Origin of the sequence: Imperialibacter sp. EC-SDR9 (assembly GCF_902498805.1) — a bacterium.
Lineage (GTDB): Bacteria > Bacteroidota > Bacteroidia > Cytophagales > Cyclobacteriaceae > Imperialibacter.
Window position 1 is genome coordinate 195,352 of record NZ_LR701637.1, and the last position, 18,582, is coordinate 213,933.

16 protein-coding genes are annotated in these 18,582 nt (G+C 38.1%); all 16 read left to right on the plus strand.

Annotation, left to right across the window (positions count from 1 at the left end):
- The first annotated feature begins 5 nt into the window (after positions 1–5).
- The 16 genes from GC130_RS26260 (at position 6) to GC130_RS26335 (ending at position 18,581) form a co-directional block, all read left to right on the plus strand.
- Positions 6–914, plus strand: a complete 909-nt coding sequence (locus GC130_RS26260) for a glycosyltransferase family 2 protein (protein ID WP_152001348.1) — start codon at positions 6–8, stop codon at positions 912–914.
- A gap of 432 nt (positions 915–1,346) precedes the next feature.
- On the plus strand, positions 1,347–2,219 hold the full coding sequence (locus tag GC130_RS26265; RefSeq protein ID WP_152001349.1) for a hypothetical protein: 873 nt from the start codon (positions 1,347–1,349) through the stop codon (positions 2,217–2,219).
- Positions 2,216–2,959: a glycosyltransferase family 2 protein gene (locus GC130_RS26270; RefSeq protein ID WP_152001350.1), complete on the plus strand. Its 744-nt coding sequence runs from the start codon at positions 2,216–2,218 to the stop codon at positions 2,957–2,959. Before GC130_RS26265 ends, GC130_RS26270 begins: the two co-directional genes overlap by 4 nt.
- A 107-nt stretch (positions 2,960–3,066) precedes the next feature.
- Positions 3,067–3,891, plus strand: a complete 825-nt coding sequence (locus GC130_RS26275) for a polysaccharide biosynthesis/export family protein (RefSeq protein ID WP_193218029.1) — start codon at positions 3,067–3,069, stop codon at positions 3,889–3,891.
- Positions 3,892–3,896: 5 nt separating this feature from the next.
- Complete coding sequence (locus GC130_RS26280) at positions 3,897–6,167, plus strand: polysaccharide biosynthesis tyrosine autokinase (protein WP_152001352.1); 2,271 nt, start codon at positions 3,897–3,899, stop codon at positions 6,165–6,167.
- An 85-nt stretch (positions 6,168–6,252) separates the two neighbouring features.
- Positions 6,253–7,161 carry a hypothetical protein gene (locus GC130_RS26285; RefSeq protein WP_152001353.1) on the plus strand — a complete coding sequence of 303 codons (909 nt, stop codon included), beginning with the start codon at positions 6,253–6,255 and terminating at the stop codon, positions 7,159–7,161.
- A gap of 23 nt (positions 7,162–7,184) precedes the next feature.
- On the plus strand, positions 7,185–8,306 hold the full coding sequence (locus GC130_RS26290) for a glycosyltransferase family 4 protein (protein ID WP_152001354.1): 1,122 nt from the start codon (positions 7,185–7,187) through the stop codon (positions 8,304–8,306).
- 9 nt (positions 8,307–8,315) lie between these two features.
- On the plus strand, positions 8,316–9,653 hold the full coding sequence (locus GC130_RS26295) for an oligosaccharide flippase family protein (RefSeq protein WP_193218030.1): 1,338 nt from the start codon (positions 8,316–8,318) through the stop codon (positions 9,651–9,653).
- A complete protein-coding gene (locus GC130_RS26300; RefSeq protein WP_152001356.1) occupies positions 9,637–10,521 on the plus strand; it encodes a sulfotransferase domain-containing protein in 885 nt (294 codons plus the stop codon). Before GC130_RS26295 ends, GC130_RS26300 begins: the two co-directional genes overlap by 17 nt.
- 558 nt (positions 10,522–11,079) lie before the next feature.
- Complete coding sequence (locus GC130_RS26305; RefSeq protein WP_152001357.1) at positions 11,080–12,345, plus strand: O-antigen ligase; 1,266 nt, start codon at positions 11,080–11,082, stop codon at positions 12,343–12,345.
- Between the two features lie 214 nt (positions 12,346–12,559).
- Positions 12,560–13,456, plus strand: a complete 897-nt coding sequence (locus tag GC130_RS26310) for a sulfotransferase domain-containing protein (protein ID WP_152001358.1) — start codon at positions 12,560–12,562, stop codon at positions 13,454–13,456.
- The gene (locus tag GC130_RS26315) at positions 13,450–14,223 is read left to right on the plus strand and encodes a sulfotransferase domain-containing protein (protein WP_152001359.1); all 774 of its coding nucleotides are present in this window, start codon (positions 13,450–13,452) and stop codon (positions 14,221–14,223) included. Before GC130_RS26310 ends, GC130_RS26315 begins: the two co-directional genes overlap by 7 nt.
- Entirely contained in the window at positions 14,213–15,352 is a 1,140-nt protein-coding gene (locus GC130_RS26320) for a glycosyltransferase family 4 protein (protein ID WP_152001360.1), read from the plus strand. Before GC130_RS26315 ends, GC130_RS26320 begins: the two co-directional genes overlap by 11 nt.
- Positions 15,353–15,389: 37 nt before the next feature.
- On the plus strand, positions 15,390–16,550 hold the full coding sequence (locus tag GC130_RS29305) for a glycosyltransferase family 4 protein (RefSeq protein ID WP_370455856.1): 1,161 nt from the start codon (positions 15,390–15,392) through the stop codon (positions 16,548–16,550).
- On the plus strand, positions 16,525–17,370 hold the full coding sequence (locus tag GC130_RS26330; RefSeq protein WP_152001362.1) for a sulfotransferase: 846 nt from the start codon (positions 16,525–16,527) through the stop codon (positions 17,368–17,370). Before GC130_RS29305 ends, GC130_RS26330 begins: the two co-directional genes overlap by 26 nt.
- A complete protein-coding gene (locus GC130_RS26335) occupies positions 17,367–18,581 on the plus strand; it encodes a DegT/DnrJ/EryC1/StrS aminotransferase family protein (protein WP_201568587.1) in 1,215 nt (404 codons plus the stop codon). Before GC130_RS26330 ends, GC130_RS26335 begins: the two co-directional genes overlap by 4 nt.
- The last annotated feature ends 1 nt before the right edge of the window (position 18,582 follow it).

Genomic DNA, 18,582 nt, shown 5'->3' on the forward strand with positions numbered 1-18,582 from the left:
TATTAATGATAAGCTTTATAATGCCTGCAAAGAACGCAGCCTCCTATATAAGAGAATCCATTCTTTCCCTGCAAAAGGAGAAAACTGTTAAATGGGAGCTTATTGTGGTAAATGATAGTTCGGAGGATGATACGTATAAAATCGTGCATGAAGTTTCCTTAAAGGATCCAAGGATTAAGATTTATAACAACATTGGTACGGGCAAAGTACAGGGCCTCAATTACGGTTTCAGCCTTTCTGAGGGACAGATAATCAAATGCATAGATGCCGATGATGTTTTGCTCCCAGCTTTTTTTTCAAAGTATGATGATTTAAAAAAAGTTGATGCCCATTGCCATGACAGCTTTGTGGTTGATCAAAAGCTAAAGACAATAGGCAATTACTACGTTAACAAATCTATCATTTCGGCAACCTATGAAGATGTTCTGAAATACATGATCAGCATTCCTAGGTGGGCTTGGTCAATGAAAAGAGAAATAGCGGAACAGGTATTCCCGATGCCAGAAGACCTGCCTTTTGAGGATGTTTGGTTCTCATTCATGATAAAGAAGCGAGCAGAAGACATACTACACATCAAAGAAAAACTTTACCTATACCGACAGCATACCAATCAGACCTTTGGAGGAATATTGAATTATGGCAAGGCAAAAGTAAACTTTAGAGCTCGCAGAATGCTTCAACTTATTGATTGTCTTCTGAAAAATAGGGAGAGATTAGATATACGCCAATCGGATATTTTTGATTATTCAGTGGGATACAACTCGCTACTTACGGGAGACTTTAAAACTGGAAATATATTACGATCCAAGCTAAAGACTCTTCACAAAGGTAAACTCCTGCTAATTTGTTTCTTCCCATCTGCGGCCTCTATCGTAACCCGAATCAAGTGGAAGTTTGATGATTTAAAACATTAGTTTTGCCTAAATTTACAAGTTAACGTTTTTGAATCTCAAGATGAAGTTTACCTATCGATGATATTTACGATTAACATCCTTCAGAGGGATATCAAAATTGAGCCGGCATATGTTTTTCTATGTCTAGCAATAATTTCATTGCCAATTAATAAGGAGTTAGCTGGTCCTTTCAGGTTCACAGACATTTTTTTGGTTTTATCCCTTTTGTCTGTGATTGGTAGAATAAAAATATCACAATCGCTTTTTCAGATAATATTGGCTCTGCTAGTTATTATTTCAATCAGTAGCGTGATTGGGTTATGGGCTTTTGGAGTTAGGAACATTCAAAACATTGGATTTATTTATAAATTTCTAGTGCCCATTTTTCCAATTTTCATACTTAATTCAATACGGATAAGTCCTAGTCGGCTGAAAACGCTTAACAAATTACTTTTGTGGACGTTCTTCTTCCTGAGTGCCTGGGTATACATCTACCTGTTTCTCAGGATAACTGGCAGAATTCACGGTGTTTTTAGGCCAAGCTTTCCCTTTTCTGGTAACTTATATCAATCTGACGCACACCTTTATTCTTGCTACTTGGCGATGAGCCTTGTCATGTACAATTTTCACTGGAAAAAAATCTTTGGGCATCATCATTTTATGGTGATATTTATCAACGTCGCGTCGGTGCCGGCCATGGTTTTGACGGGTTCAAAGACAGGCATAGCCGTATTGATGTTCTCTCAATTGTTGCACATTCTTATTAGCTTCAGAAGTTTTCGCACTGTTAGAAAGCAGACGGTTTACCTGGCCGTTATCATTTTGATTGGAGGCATTTACCTTATTTCAAAGATCGATTTCGATAGAGGTTTGATAGCGCTTGCGGAAAGAGCGATGGATTTCAACAGTGGGGATGATAGCTCAATGAGTCGCATAAGAAAGCTTCTTTTGTCGTTTGAGCAGACGTCGGCCACGTTTTTCTTGTTTGGCGTTGGGCTTATTTCTAATTACGTAACATGGTACGATGGCCTTATTGGCTCAACCAATGGATTTCTTGGGGTTTTCGGGCTAGTTCTAATGGTTTTTATTATTGTTGGGCTTGTTAGAAGTACGTTTTTTCTGGCAAAGAATAATAATCGAATTCCGTACTTTGCTCCTTTCTTGATAGTACTTTGCACATATATTTTGGCTAATTTAATCACCGAATATTATCTGGTGACGAGAGGTGTGCTTCCTACTTCGGTGTTTTTGATGTTGCTCCATCTACAAATTTCTGAGCCGGATAAAAATGCCGTAATTCCATTGAGCAAAAGTAGCACATTATGAAAATCAGCATAATAACGGTTGTTTATAACAACTCACAGTTTATTGAGGGTTGTATCCTCTCTGTGCTGAACCAATCCTACGAAGATATCGAATATATTATCATTGATGGCTGCTCAACTGACGGTACTCTTGAAAAAATAAACAGGTATTCGGATAGAATTTCAAAGATCGTTAGCGAACCTGATCAAGGAATATACGATGCAATGAATAAGGGAATCAGTCTGGCGACGGGCGAAATAGTTGGTATTTTGAACGCCGATGATTTTTACGTTGATGGTGATGTAATTACAAAGATAGCAGCGGTATTTGAAGACGAGTCAGTTGACGTGTCTTATGCAGACGTAAAATATGTTAAAAGAGATAATGTCGGTGAAGTCGTGAGGTCGTGGCGTAGCGGCGCATTTGATAAGGACAGGTTTTACTACGGGTGGTCACCTCCCCACCCAACTTTCTTTGTTCGAAGGACTATTTACCAAAAGTATGGCCTATACGATCCAACCCTTAATATTTCGGCAGACTACGAGATGATGTTGAGACTCTTATTTGTACAAGAGATTAAATGTATCTACCTGCCTCAGGTTATCATAAAAATGAGGGATGGAGGAGTAAGCAACAGATCTATTAAAAATAGAGTTCAAGCGAATAGGGAAGATAGAAAAGCGTGGAAAATAAATAAAATAAAACCAAAGCTCTATACTCTTAGTCTAAAGCCTTTGAGAAAACTTGGTCAGTTTTTTTAGAGGATTCAGTACTAGAGATTACAAGAAAAAAGGTCGACTTGGACGTTCAACACAACTCAATAGATTTGAAGATGTTCATTTTGCACTATTTTATTTCATCAAAAAAAATGAATTTAAAAGAAGTTACAGAGCCCAAAAAAAGGAGCTCATTTCTCATGTTTTTTACCAGTGCGTTATTCTCAATGCTCCTTTCAGCATGTATTCCAAATGGGAAATTGATTTATTTTCAAGGGACTCGCTCAGCGGAAAACCACGGACCATTTTCACCTTCCTCTACAGGCGGTTATAGGCTGGAGCACGGTGATATAATTAGCGTTGAAATAAGGTCAATTGATCCCGCTGTCACCGAAATATTTGAGTCAAAAAGTAATTCAATTAGGGCTACGCAACTTGATGCCGCAGCAAATGCGAACTACTTTTCTGGTTACGATGTAAAAGAGAGTGGCGAAGTGGAGATTCCGCTAATCGGAAATATATATGTTGAGGGAAAAACATTGCAAGAGTCTAAAACCCTAATCGAAGAAGCCCTTCGACTTTATATGATAGATCCATTCGTTTTAGTTAGAATGGGTGGAATAACTTATACTGCATTTGGTGAATTTAATAAACCGGGCAGATACAATGTTTTGAAAGATCGGGTAACAATCTTTGAAGCTATTGCTAATGCCGGGGATTTAACCAATGAAGGAAACCGACAGAAAGTGACTTTTATTAGACAGACTACGGACGGCCAAGTTGTTCAATTTGTAGACCTTACTGAGATCGAGATAATTGATAGCCCATTTTACTATATAAAGCAGGGAGATCAAATATATGTTGAACCACTAAAAATAAAGGAATTTAAATCTGTTGTCGGCTCTTTAAAGGACATAGCCATTATTGTCGGGGCTGTTTCTTCGATTGCGCTATTTTTTATTTTGGTAAACAACTAATTGGTATGTCAACTCTAAACAAGAAAAACTATCTTAAGTACCTTGGCAGGAGTAAAGATAAAGATACAATTGATATACATTCCTATTTATTGCGTTTGTGGGACTATAAAATTTGGTTTTTCCTTTCTCTGATTTCATTCTCCTTTTTTGCTCTTGTTATAAATGAGTATTCTACGCCTCGATATTTAGTCAAGGCTAGTTTGGATATTGTCGATCAGAAGAAGAGTGCATCCCAAACATTTATGAAGGAACTTGAGTTCTTTAGCCCTACTACCAATATCGAAAATGAAATAGAAGTTCTTGGCTCCTATGACTTAATCAAAAAAGTTACGGAATCTCTAAACCTCAATATTGATTTAGAAGAAGTAAGCCCGATGTCTGAAGCCTCTGAAGATGTGGATTTTTTTACTTGCAGACTTATTGAAACAAATGGTGATGGGCACCTCAAAACATTCCTATTTAAGATAGTGGATGAAAATGGAGGGTACATTTCTTCGCAAGGGAACGGGAACTTGGGCGTTGATAGCCTAAGAATTGTCTTAGGTGTGCCAATTCAGTTTCACGGGTTCATTGTTCAAATTGAAAAAAAAGAAGACATAGAATTATCGCATTTGGGAAGGACATTCAAAATTAACTATTCTCATCCGGGGCAGCATGCGCTAGTTTTAAAAGAGAGGATTCAAATTAAACCAGTCAGTAATAAGACGAGCATTGTTGAATTGAGCCTTAGTTCCACTAAGCCCGAACTGGATATCGAAATTTTGGATGAGCTCATGTCTTCTTACTTGAGCAGGGAATTAGAGTTGAAAAACAAATCGGCCAATGAAGCAATAGATTTCATTGACAATCAATTAAAAAGCGTTAGAGAGAACCTTTTGATTGCGGAGGCAAAACTGGAGGATTTTAGGTCAGAGAACAAAATCATAAATATCAACCAAGAGGGAATCACAACATTGAACAAACTGCACGAACTTGAAAAGGACTACGCCCGATATCAAGTGCAACTTATGTATTGTTCATACACTCTTGACTACCTTAGTAAGACTGATGCGGGTATTTTAATAAGTCCTTCGACGGCCGGAATTACAGATCCAGTTTTAAATGATTTGGTTTCCAGCCTAAATAATTTAATTAACCAATACTCAAAGTTGCGGACGGCCGTTTCAGAAATCAATCCGCAACTACTGTCTCTGGCATCACAAATTGCAGTTAAGTTGCGAGCAGTAACAGAAAATATTCGTAATCAACGTAACACCTTAGAAATACAAATTGGCAGCATTGAAAAACTCATTAAAGAGGTTGAGTTGAATTTAGATAGAGTACCCAATGATGAAAGAACGCTAATTAATATTCAGAGGGAATTTGACTTAAATGAGGAGGTCTATATTTATTTGCTGAAGCAGAAGTCTGAAGCAGAAATCGCTAAGGAAGGCAACGAAACTTCTTCGAGATTAGTCGATCCAGCATATGTTTCCAGCCGAATTTACCCAAGGAGCAACTTTAATGTTTCCGTTGCTATAATTTTTGGTTTTTTCATGCCGATACTGGGAATAGGGTTTTACGACTTTTTTCGAACAACCATTCACTCGCCACTTGATATTACGAGAGGAACAGATATTCCTATTATTGGGTGTCTACCAGCTGTATCACTGAACAAAGCAAAGTTTCCGAACTTACAATTTGAACAAATTTCTGAAGACTTGAAGGACTTCTGGGTTAGCATGAGCTTTTTACTGCCGTCCAAGGAATACCCAAAGACCATTTTATATCTATCCTATTTACAAGGCGAAGGGAAATCTTTTTCCTCGTTAAATACGGCTATTCTGGCTGCAAACTCTGGTTATTCTACTTTGATAGTCGATTTAGACAATCGAAAGAAAAATTTATCCTCACTTTTTGGCTACACAGGTTTTGAAGGAATGGAAGAGTTTTTTATCGAGAATATGAATTTGGATAAACTTGCAAGAAAAACTGACATTGGGGGCCTTGAAATTATTCAACTTGGCGCAGCTAAGGATTATTCCACTATTCTGATGAATAAGCCTAAACTTGAGATGCTTTTGGAAAGGTTAAAAAAGAAGTATGACTGCGTTGTTTTCGATAGCACATCCTTAGAGTTGACGCCGGACGCACTAACGCTGAGCACTTTTGTGGATTTTTCGGTATTTGTCGTCTCGCATAAAAAAACACAGCTTCGAACAGTGGAGATTTTGAATCAATTAAAGACGAAAATTATCAGTTCGGAAATAGGAATTCTATACAACAATCTGAATTAGATGGATGACTGATGTCAAACTATTTATTTCGAGAAACGATCTGATTTTGATAGAAGCCTGTGCTAAACTAAAGCATTTATTTTAGATGGAAAGTGAACAACCCATTCTGATTTTAGGTTTTGGCAGGTCAGGTACCACCTGGATGTCAGATATTATTTCAAAATCTCTTGGTGGGTTGATACTCTTTGAACCGATGCATCCCGAGGTTTTATCATTTGCGAAACACGCCTGCTATTCTAGCGGGTTAAATGATGAAATGAATAACCAATTATCGAAACACCTTAAAAGTTGTCTCTGCAAAGAAGTCGATAACCGTTGGCTAATTCGAAATCATTTATCCGCTAATTTACAGGAGGTGAATGAAAAATATGTGGAAATGATTTGGCGAGAATCTGATATTATTGGAATGAAATTGATTAGAGGGAACTTTATGATTCCCTGGCTATATCAGAATGTTTCGAAAAGGATCATATACTTAGAACGAGAAGTTAAGTCCGTTGTTGCCTCTATTCTTAAAAGGCCGCAGTTTTGGATGGAGTTTGGCTTTGATTTCCACTACCATAAATTTACTGCCGAAGTTATCAACGGTAAGTATCGCTTTTTATGGAATGAAAAGGAAATGAAAAGTCTGTTAGAAGGATTGGAATTCGAATTTGAAAAGATCACTGTGATGTGGGCTTTAACGAGCATAGTTGCAAACTATGAGTTAGGCAAACTGGGTATTCCGGTTTATAGCTACGAAAAACTTTATAAAGATCCGTATAAAGTTACCAGAGAAATACTAACTAATCTTTCAGGTCGAAATGTGGCAATACACCCCTCCTATATTTTCACCCCTTCGATGCTGACACACAAGACGAGCCATGACCTTAGAATAGAAGATAGTTTTTTCCACGAAGCAGATGTGTCGGTATTTTGGAGAGAAAGGATAACTAATGCTCAATCAACTAGAATAGATTATATTATGAACAGAATTGGCCGAGCGGCCGTTTGAATTAAACCCTACCTTTTTCAGCGATGAGGCAACCTCCCGTCAACCTGGTTTTTTTAGGCACGAAAACATTTAAGGCAAATAATATTACGTTTCTTGAAAATTTTATTCAGCTTCTACAGGAACGAGTTGCTGTATCGCTGATTATTGGCTCCTCCGTCGATCGATCATTAATTAATTCGAGCTGTGAGGTCTATGTATATAAGAAGAATTTTTTTTTCAATTTCAAAGGACTGGTCTTTGGCGCCTTTGCCCTAAAAAGTTTCCTTAAAACACACCGCAAGCCTGACGTGCTTGTTAATCTCTCCGATCCGTTTCCATCTGGAGTATTGGTTAACTTATTCAGTCTCTATTATGGCATTCCCTCTATAACACGTGTAACCGGAGATATTCTTGGCGAAAAGGACAGGGCCTCTGGTGTTTTACGAAGGGCAGTGAAGTATGTCATCTACAATCTCCTTATTTTGTCCCTTTTTAAAACAACAAATAAGCTTGTCGTCTTAGGGCAGGATTCAAAAAATAAATTTGCAAGAATGGGGTTCAGCCAAGACAGACTGGTTGTTTTGCCTCAACCTTTTAAGGCGGATCTTTTTCCGCAATCATCTTTCAGAAAAAAGGGTGCGCTAAAAAAATCATTGGGCTTTAAACCGGAGCGCAAACTTATTTTGTACGTGGGAACCCTGTCATACGGAAAAGGAGCGGACCGGCTAATTGAAATAATAAAGCGTGTTACCTTGCAAAGTGATGAATACCAGTTTTGTATCATTGGGCGTGGCCCTTATCAGGAAAATTTTGAAGCTAATTCCGACGCCAGGATCAGGTATGAGGGTTTTGTATCAAGGGAAAACATTTCAAATTACTACCAAGCCAGTGATCTATTTATTTATCCCACTAGAAGTGATTCATTGCCTAATGTAATTATCGAGGCTATATCTAGCGGTTTACCCATTGCCGCCTCTCCTGTTGCTGAAATACCTTATTTGGTAATGAATACGATGGATAGTGTTGATGAATTTGTGAAATATATATTGAATGGAAAATTTGTTCCCGAACAAAGGCCGGATTGGTTTAATTGGGTCAGGCAGCGAGAAATGTATCTCGACCTACTAGATAGCGTTTCGAAGGGCAAGCAAGCCAAGATCGGATAGACGATGAGAATGGACCCTTTGAAGAGGATTAGTCAATCAAATATTTTTAGAAAGCTCACCGGTGTGACACTTGTGCAAGTGGCGGGGGCATTCCTGGGCTTATTGAGTCAAACCGTTCTGGCAAGAATATTGGGTGTCAGTGATTTTGGGTTGATTACTTATATTTTTTCATGGATAGTTTTGATTTCTTTATTTGCTCGTCTTGGTTTTGACAACTCTTTGATAGTTAAAATTTCGAATACGATTGAAAGCCGCAAGTGGTCATTGCTTGGCTGGTATTTGTCCATTCCGCCGCTATTTATTATGGCGTCAAGTTTACTGATCGGTTCTTTGGTGCTATTATTTCTCTATATATTCCAGATACCTAATTTTTCTGTATGGGCAATTTCTTTGTTAGTCTTGCTGCCAATCATTTCCTATTCAAATTTGAACCAAAGCATATTAATTGCCTTTAAAAAGACAATTATTTCTAACATTCCAGTTTTAATAATTAGGCATTTCGTTCTTATTTTAGTGATGATTCTTACGGTCGTTATCAACGATGCCTTGATAAGCCCGTTTTATGCTCAAGTTGCGAATGCTTTTGCATTCTTTACTGGGGCATTGGTTTCTGGTTACTGGATTAACAAGGAAAAAGCAACTTTAGAGTTACACTTGCACAAAAGTGAAAAAGCTAACCCATTTAGACTCGTTGCAGAATCGTTTCCTTTTTTGATCTTTAGCGGCACAAGTATCTTAAACCAGCACGCAGATGTATTAATCCTGGGGGTTTTTAGGGCACCTGAAGAGGTAGGAATTTATGGTGCAGTGTCCAAGGTTATTATGCTAATCTCCTTTTCATCCATAGTCGCAAACATAACAATTAAGCCATATATAACTCGGTCAAGAAAGCAGGATGGCAATAAAGAGCTAGAGAGACAGCTTTTTTTTCTCAATTTATTTGTGAGTGCCTCGTCGTTTGTTCTTTTCCTGCTAATTGTTGTTTTCGGGGAAAGGTTGCTAGGGATATTTGGAAATGACTTTATCCCTGGATACAACGTTTTATTGATACTCTCATTTGGGAAACTTTTCGCTGTGAGCACAGGGCCTGTTGGAATTCTTTTAATGCTTTCAGGTAGCGATAAAATAGGGTCTCGTCTGGAGCTTCTGTTTGCAATGGTCAACATTGTCTTAAATTTTGCGCTGATTCCGTTTTATGGAATAACTGGTGCGGCTATTGCCACAGTGATATCATGGATCATGAGGAATTTGGTGATGTTGATTATTGTGAGAAAGAAACTGAAGATCAACCCAACTGTATTTAACTATACACAGATAAAAGGTCTAGTAAATGGATTTAAAAAATAAGCAAAAGGTTTTCCTTATTGGTGCCCCAAAATCTGGAACTACCTCATTGCACCACCTTATTAATTATCATCCAAACATTTGCCTCTCGAAGTATAAAGAGACCAGATTCTTTCTGGATGACGAATTGTTTTCGGAAGGAGTTAATTTCTTTTACAACAAGTATTTTGATAAGTCTGCGTTGAGCGAGAAAATTCAATATATCGGTGAATCAACACCTGCATACTTGGGAAACGCCCACATCGTAGCTAAAAGGATTCAAGAAACCTTCAAAAATGATGATTTAAAGTTTATTGTCATCTTGAGAAATCCAACCGACAGGGCTTGGTCCAATTACCTTCACAGGAAAGTTAATCTTGTAGAGTTGAAGTCATTTCGTGAGGCTGTTGATGAAGATATCAATGGTTTAAGAGATGGTAAACCCATTTTCCATAGGTATTTTTCTTGTGGCTTGTATTCCATTCAACTTAAGGCATGGTTCAAATGTTTTAGCCCTTCAAAGTTCCTTATACTATTTTATGATGAACTAAAAGATGAGACAAAACTGCTTGAAAAAATTTTCGATTTCCTGAAAATCCCTCCAATAGGCCGACTGGAGTTCACAAAGAAACTAAATGTATCAAGCCAGCCAAGGTCACTATATTTATCATCCCTCGTCAGAAATAGTGGGCTAGGCAAATTATTTCGTAAAATCGTTCCTAAGCATAAGCAACATATGGTTAGGACTTTTGTAAGACAACTCATTAAAAAGAAAGCAAGGTTCAGGGAGGAGATGCCAAAAGAGTTGAGGGACTATATGGTTAGATTATACAAATCAGAAATTTTGAACCTTGAAGAACTGCTTTCCAGAGACTTATCTGAATGGAAATGATCACTTCTAAATCAAAACGGTGGATTTCACAATTGCGTAAGCAGGATTGTCGGGAACGGCTACACTTTATGGCATGCATGGGCTTCACCTGGAAATTTAGAGCAAAAATATTTCTAATTTTAGGGCATCCAGTTAAGCGCCTTTATCCTCAATACTGACAAGAGGTTAAGTCAGGTTCGATTGGCTCACCGTTTGAGACCCTTTTGGAAATAATGACGAAAGGTTTCGAAGGTGCTTTGAAAATAGCTCCTACAAAATCTTGAGCGCTTCCTTCGAACTAAGAATTTCTTGTAATTAGAAAAGTTCTAATTTAGAGAGCAACATATCAAAGTCTCCGAAAAGCAAAAAGCCCAAACACGTTGTATTTTTTTTTGTGAAGTTCAAATGAATTGCAAATTTGTCATTACAACCTTCTTAAGAAGATTAATATACTTGGTTATAAATTTGAATCGAAAGGCGGCTAAATACGAGCACTATAGCCGCCAACATTCAAACTAGATTCAATTTATTGAAAGGATTAGAATTCGTGGAAACCTTATTAAAAATTAAAATTTCACAATGGGGGGAATTGGGTTAAAAGTTAGCAAAGGAGACTTACATCGTGCCATTATCTTTTTAGTTCCAATTTCTGAGGTTTTCAGAAAATTCTATATTGATGGGCCTATTCATATATCGCTTCCCATAGTTATAGATCTTTTTGCATTTCTTCTTTTTCTTTATTCATTGGCTAAAGGTGAGCAAATAAAAATATATGTTAAACTTGCTTTAATTGTGGCGTTCGTAGTATTGTCTACATCCATTTACCATTCATTGGTAAATATCAATACAGCGCATTCATCAAGCCTTACTTCTATATTTGGAGCCTATATTTTATTAGTTGCACTAACCTATATTTTATCAGCCGATGACCAAGGTGGCTATTTAGGTTTGTTGTCAAAATCTTTTATAATTTCTGGCATTTTGCTCGTGCTAATGCTAGTTATATTTGAAGCGTTCGATTTTCAAAAGGAATTTTTCGACAAAGAGTTAAAAGTGTCAGCAAGATCAAGATTAAATTCGGAGGGAATTACGTCCGATATTAGAAGGAGTTCAGGGCTTTCAGGGTTAGGTATGGGTGCTTTTGGCTCTTTTATGGAAGTGTCAATTTTTATGGTACTGTCATTGACCGTTAAAAACATCAAGTACAGAAATACTTTGTTATTCCTAAAGATTCTATTTTCGTTAATTTTGGTCTACGTAACATTCATTTTCCTTCAATCCAGAAGCTTTCTTTTGGCAGTTGCCGCTGGATTAATTGTATTCTATTTTTTAGACTTTTCTACTCGTAGTGATAGAAACAGACTCATTTTGTTGAGCGGCTTTCTTTTGATTTCTCTGATATCTTTGCTGGTAGCGCCGTATGTTTTTGACTGGATGGCCTCAATGGGGTCGGAAGCGCTTGGAAAAAGGCTTGATCTTTTACATTTAGGTTATATCACCGCAAGCAGGAATCCATTCTTTGGCAGTGGGTTCGATGCAGAGGTTTATTATTACCACGCAGCTAGCATTGTTCATAACCATTATATGGCGTACATTATGAGCATTGGACTATTACCCTCTCTCCTCTATTTTTCTTTATATTTCTATGCGTTTATAAACGGGATAAAATATATTGCCGCACAGAGAAATGATAATAGGTTAATAGTCATTGGATTTTTAGCAGCACTCACAGCAATAGTAGTAGAAAATAACCTTTATCAAGGGCTTACAACGCCGATCGTTTATATTGTCTTACCTGTCTTATTTACTCTGAGGAATAAAGAAAGTAGCAGTCTCGTAAGCTAACCTGGAATTCGTCTGTTCAAAAGCTGAAAAGGTAATCACTTTTAATCGTATATATAAAAAAGTCACGGTTCTGAAAGACACAGATTACAAATTCCATCAGAGCTCACGAGGCTTGTCATCTTGTTATATAAAAATGGTGCAAGGTTCAGTTATAAATCTTAGTTACCTTTACTTTGCAAATGGGCTGTTTGAATGAGATGACACCAACGCTTTCATGAATAGTATCAATTTAGATTTCCTCGTAATAGGAGTGCAAAAATCAGCCAGTTCGTGGTTGTATTATTGTTTAAAGGAACATCCCGAATTAATATTACCTGCTTACAAGAAGGAGAGGGAATATATTGGCGGGCCTTTGTACAATGAGAAGGGTGGAATAAAATGGTACTACACCTTATTTGACATCGAAAACAAAAATAATAAGAAAGTCGGAGATGTGTCGGTAGAGTACTTTTTTGATAATACTTCCCCAATCGAAATCCAAAAAAATTTACCTCATTGTAATTTTATTCTTCTTTTAAGAAACCCGGTAGATCGGTTTAAATCAGCGTACTTTTGGTACCTAAGAAAAGGGCTGATTGACCGGGACGTTGACATCAATGCTCAAATTATAAAAGCTATTGATCAGAATCGATCTAACGAAATTGAGCCAATCGTTTTAGACCTTTTGTCTCGGGGATACTATGAAGAGCAACTAGATTGCTTTTTGGCAGAATTTAAACCAGGGCAATTCTATGTTGCTTTCTACGAAGAAATTGAGGCAGATTCACAAAAAGTATTAGCTGATATTTATTCATTTCTTAACGTTAAATCTGACTTTGTTCCAACATCCATAAACTCCAGACCAAAAAAAAATTCCTACAATTCTTTTCTAATACACGCCGAAAGACTGGGAAGTAAAAATCGGGTCATTTCTAAATTTGCAAACTTTAGCAACCAGGTATTTGCAAACTTTTTTAACAAGAACTTAAAGCAAAACATTTTTGATCCAAAAGTAATGAGTTTGTTAAATGACCATTACAAGCAAAAAAACATTGGGCTCTCCAAAAAATTGAAAAGTTTAAGTAATGGAAAAAAGCATCTCAACAGTGTTAACATCTTTTGGAAATGGTAACCTCCATTATAAACTTTTTTAAAAAAAGCGCTAAATACTCACAAGGTTTCCTTGGTTTAAATAAAAGAGACATCGTTCTGGTTTCATTCCCCAAATCCGGGAACACATGGGTTAGATTTGTAATAAATAATTACATCTCCCTGAGTGAACTCAATGGGAAAATCGTGACGTTTTCCTCTCTGGATCAAGTTATGCCGGAGTTTGGAGTCAATGACCTTTTAAAACCATGGCCGTATAAGTCAATGCCAAGATTTGTGAAAACCCATTGGGCATGGAATCCCCTATTTGCCGGTAAAAAAAGCCTTCTCATAGTGAGAGACCCTCGGGATACCATGGTTTCTTACTATAATTACAGGAGCAAGCAGGTGTCGGCGGTGAACCCTGAGAGTTTCCAGACATTTATAAGAAGCAAAAAATTTGGTCTGGAAGCTTGGTTCAAACATTTAAAATCGTGGGAGAAAAAGGCAACTTGCGTTATCAGGTACGAAGACTTGAAGAGAGACGGATTAAAGGAAATTTCGGATTCTTTGCGGAAGTTAAGTCTTGATATCAACACTGAAATTTTATCAATGGCATTTGACAATGCCGCTTTTGATAAGTTAAAAACAAATGAGCAGATTCACGGAATGTCGAAAATGAACTTCTTTTCCGGGGGTCAAATGTTTTTCAATAAAGGGAAAACTAATCAATGGGTTGAATACTTTTCAGAAAAAGATTTAGAGTATTATCAAGAATTGAAAAGTAAGTATCGGCTAAATGCATACTAGCAAAGCACAAAGGACGTCTGTATTATTCTTCACTAATTTCCCTCCCCCCTACACTGGCCACACCGTGAATAACGAGTTGGTATTTGGGTGGCTTAACGATGCGCAAAAGAAAAAGATTAATATCTCGAATAGTAAGGGACGACTTCAGTCAACGGGATTGCTTCGAATAGGCGGTATTGTCTCTCACATCAAAAAATTGATTGGGCTGCGAAAGGAGCTCAATCGAAGGAGATATAATTGCCTATACATGACTTTCTCTCATTCAACGCTCGGTTTTTTAAAAAATTACTTGACTACATTGGCAGCCAGGGGAAAGGTCGATTTTATTGTTGGGCACATCCATACAGGAAGCTACTCTTCTTTATTTCGAAAGAACTTGCTGAGACCCTTTACTTTGTCCTTTGTTACGGGTGTTGATCGCTTTATTTTTTCGAGCGAGAGAATGTATGCAAAGTGTGCGTCTTATATCCAGTTAAACAAAAAGTTTGTTCTGGAGAATACGTTAAGCAAAGAACTGCTGGTCTCAAAAGAAGAAGTAGAGCTAAAGATTCGTAGTCGGAAAAAGGAAGACACTTTTCAACTGATCTATATTTCGAATATGATCCCCTCCAAAGGATATAAGGACCTGGCAAAAGCCCTCGTCTTGCTTTCGGGGAATTCGGCTATTGACTTCCATGCAACTTTTATCGGAGGTTGGATGGCGAGATCCGATGAATTGGAATTTTTGAGTTTTCTGTCCGAGAATAAACTTGAGAAATTCGTTACTGTGCTTGGTGCCATCTCCGACCGGCAAGCACTTCGGCGGGCACTTATGGAAGCCCATGTTTTTATATTGCCAACCTACTATCCCACAGAATGCCAGCCAGTCAGTATTATTGAAGCGATGAATGCGGGCAACGCTATTATTTCTACCTTTCATGCATCAATTCCAGAGTACGTAAAAACGGATGTGAATGGCGTCTTGGTGGAAAAAATGTCACCGCTGCAAATACGTGATGCAATAGTCAGATTATACGATTTCCAGTATTGGATCGAGTGCGCCACCGGTTCGAGGAGGGTATTTGAAGAGAAGTTTTATCCAGACGTTGTTAAATTGAAGTTCATGGATTTTTTGGAAACTTTGAAGTAGGAACGTATTCCCTTCATCAATTAAAAACAGGCACGAATTGATCAAACTTTATAACACCTTCGAAATAGCGATTCCTCTTTGGGATTGGATAATTGAGAAATTTGAATCTCAGGGTTTAAAAACGTCGGCAGTAATAAGCAAAGGGATTTATAGAGCTAAACCAAGTAATATTAGTCAACACATTCAATATGTTTGGACGATTCCATTTCTGAGGAAATATAAGTTAGTCTCCCATTTAACTTACTTCTTGCTGACACCCATCAAAATTTTATGGAGCAGGCCTAAAGTCAATATTTTTTACACGCAACCCCCTCTATTTTACATTTTGGGGGCTTTTTGTTCAAGATTGGTCAGAATTCCCTATGTTGTTCACATAATGGACTTTCAACCTGAATTGCTGGTGGTCATGGGAAAGCTTAGACGCACGGGGCCGGTTTATAAGCTGCTTAATTTTCTTGGCCTAAGAGCACTTAAGAAAGCTGAAGAGGTAATCGTAATTGGTCGGTGTATGCAAAGCCTATTAGTCAGGAAGGGTGTGAATGAGAAAAGAATCCAACTGATTCACAACGTTTCAACCTACAGCCCCGATAGAGTAGTAAATACTGGCATTAAGTCTGACATTGGGCTGGAGGGAAAATCGATAATACTCTATTCGGGCAACATGGGTGTGGCCCATGAGTTCGAGACAATTCTTGGTGTTTCGAAAAGACTAGCGAGGCTGTCGAGCCTTCATTTTTTGTTTGTTGGAAAAGGCGCACACAGAAGTCTAATAGAAAACTTTATTGCTGACCAGTCTCCTGTTAACGTTTCGTTGATCGACTACCTACCTGACGACAAGTTTCAAGAAGTTTCCCAGGAGTCTTTAGCGCACTTTATTTCTTTAAAAAGTGGCTATGAGGGCCTGATGGTACCAAGTAAGTTCTATAGTTCCATTGCAGCTGGCAAGCCAGTAATTTATGAAGGAGGCAACAGTTCTGAGATTGCACTATTGATTGCAGAACATGGGTTGGGAAAAAGCGTTCTGAACGGCGATATTGATGAAATGGAGCGCTATATAGTGTCGCTTGTAGAAGACCCAGGATTAGTAAGGCAGATATCAAAAAATTGTCGGGCTACGCACGATGGCAACTTTAGACCATCAATTATAACACAGAATTATTTACAATGTATAGATGAAGTTATCAAAAGAAGGGAGTAATCTTGTTTTTCTTATCGGAGCAGCCCGCTCAGGAACAAAAATGTTGAGGGACGTGCTTGCCCAGCATCCAGGCATTAGTAAAGTCCCATACGACATAAACTTTGTCTGGAGGTGGGGAAACGAGTCGTTAGAGCATGACGAATTAAGTCCTGCTAACTATTCTGCTAAGAATAAGCATCGGATACACGAATATTTGGAGAGATATGCCAAGAAAGGAGATTACTTGATTGAGAAGTCGGTTTCGAATACCATCAGAATCCCATTCCTGCAGAGGAATTACCCTGACGCAAAGTATATATTTCTGTATCGAAACGGAATTGACGTCTGCGAGTCAGTAATCCGACAATGGAAGGCCCCTCTTGACAGCAAATACCTTCTCCAAAAGATGAGAAATATGCCTCCTTCTTTGTTAATTAACTACGGAATGAAGTTTTTGAAGAGAAATCTCATTAAAAGGAAAAATGATTTCTTTTGGGGAGTCAACTTCCCAGGAATGTCGAAAGATCTTCAATTTAAATCAATAGATCAAATAGTTGCGCAACAATGGACATATTGTGTTGGTAAAATGCTTGAAGCCCGGGAATCAATAGATTCCGGTCGGCTTATCGAAATTAAATATGAAGACCTTGTTTACAACTCTGAAGCTGTGCTCGAGCGTATCTTTAAATTTATAGACCCGCAATTCTCTATTATGCCAACCGAAAAAGATTTGATAACAAGTGACCACGTGGGGAGGGGCAAATCCAATTTTCTCGAAGAACAGTTAATTGTAATTTTACCAATTGTTGAGTCGACGATGAAAAAAATTGACAGCTTATGATGAATATTCCCTTTTCGCCACCATTTATTGATGAAGACACAATAACTGAAGTAACTGATACGCTAAGATCAGGTTGGATAACTACTGGCCCCAAAGTAAAGGAGTTAGAAGATCTCATCGCAAAGTTCAATCAGTGTGATTCTGCTGTAGCTGTCAATTCAGCAACTTCAGCGCTAATGCTGGCCCTTCATTGGTTCGGAGTGGGAAGAGGTGATGAAGTTATTATTCCTGCGTATACTTACTGTGCTACGGCTTTGGCTGTAAAGCATATTGGAGCGACCCCCATCATGGTCGACGTTAAAAGTGACTTTACCCTCAATCCTGCGAAGATCAAAGCTGCCATCACAAACAAAACCAAGGCGATCATTCCTGTCGACATAGCTGGCTGGCCATGTGATTACGAGCAGATATTCGAAATAGTTAGAAATGCTTCCTCCATACATTTTGACCCAGCATCAGCCCCACAAAAGAAGTTGGGTCGAGTTCTTATCTTAAGCGACTCAGCACACTCTCTTGGGGCAGTATACAAGGGAAAGCCTGTTGGAGCATTGCCCGATATCAGTGTTTTTTCATTTCATGCAGTAAAAAACATTACGACGGCTGAAGGGGGAGCATTGTGCTTAAATCTTCCACCACCATTTGACAACGGCGACGTCTATAAAACATTGAGGCTTTGGAGCCTTAATGGGCAAACAAAAGACGCATTTACTAAGTTGCAAGCGGGAGGGTGGAAGTACGACATTGTGTATCCTGGCTTCAAAATGAACATGCCAGACATATGTGCAGCAATTGGAGTTGCTCAACTAAGAAAATATGCAAGTACTCTTCTACCTCGAAGAAGAAGCATAGCAAATATGTATCAGGAAGTCTTCTCCAAGCATAGCTGGGCAATTCTTCCTCCCTTGAGACATGGAAGCACTGAGTCAAGTTATCACTTGTACCCAATTCGCATTAAGGGAGCAAATGAAGCTCAAAGAGATTTAATTATTGAAGAGATGACACAAAGTGGCATTGGGGTGAACGTTCATTTTATACCGCTCCCTTTACTTACTATTTTTAAAGAACAGGCTTATGATATTTGTGAGTTTGAAGTGAGCTACAATCTCTACGCCAATGAGATATCACTCCCGATTTATCCTCAACTTCTTGATGAGCATATTGAGTATGTAACCAACTGTTTAGTTACTGCCGTTTCAAACGTTCTGCGCTGAA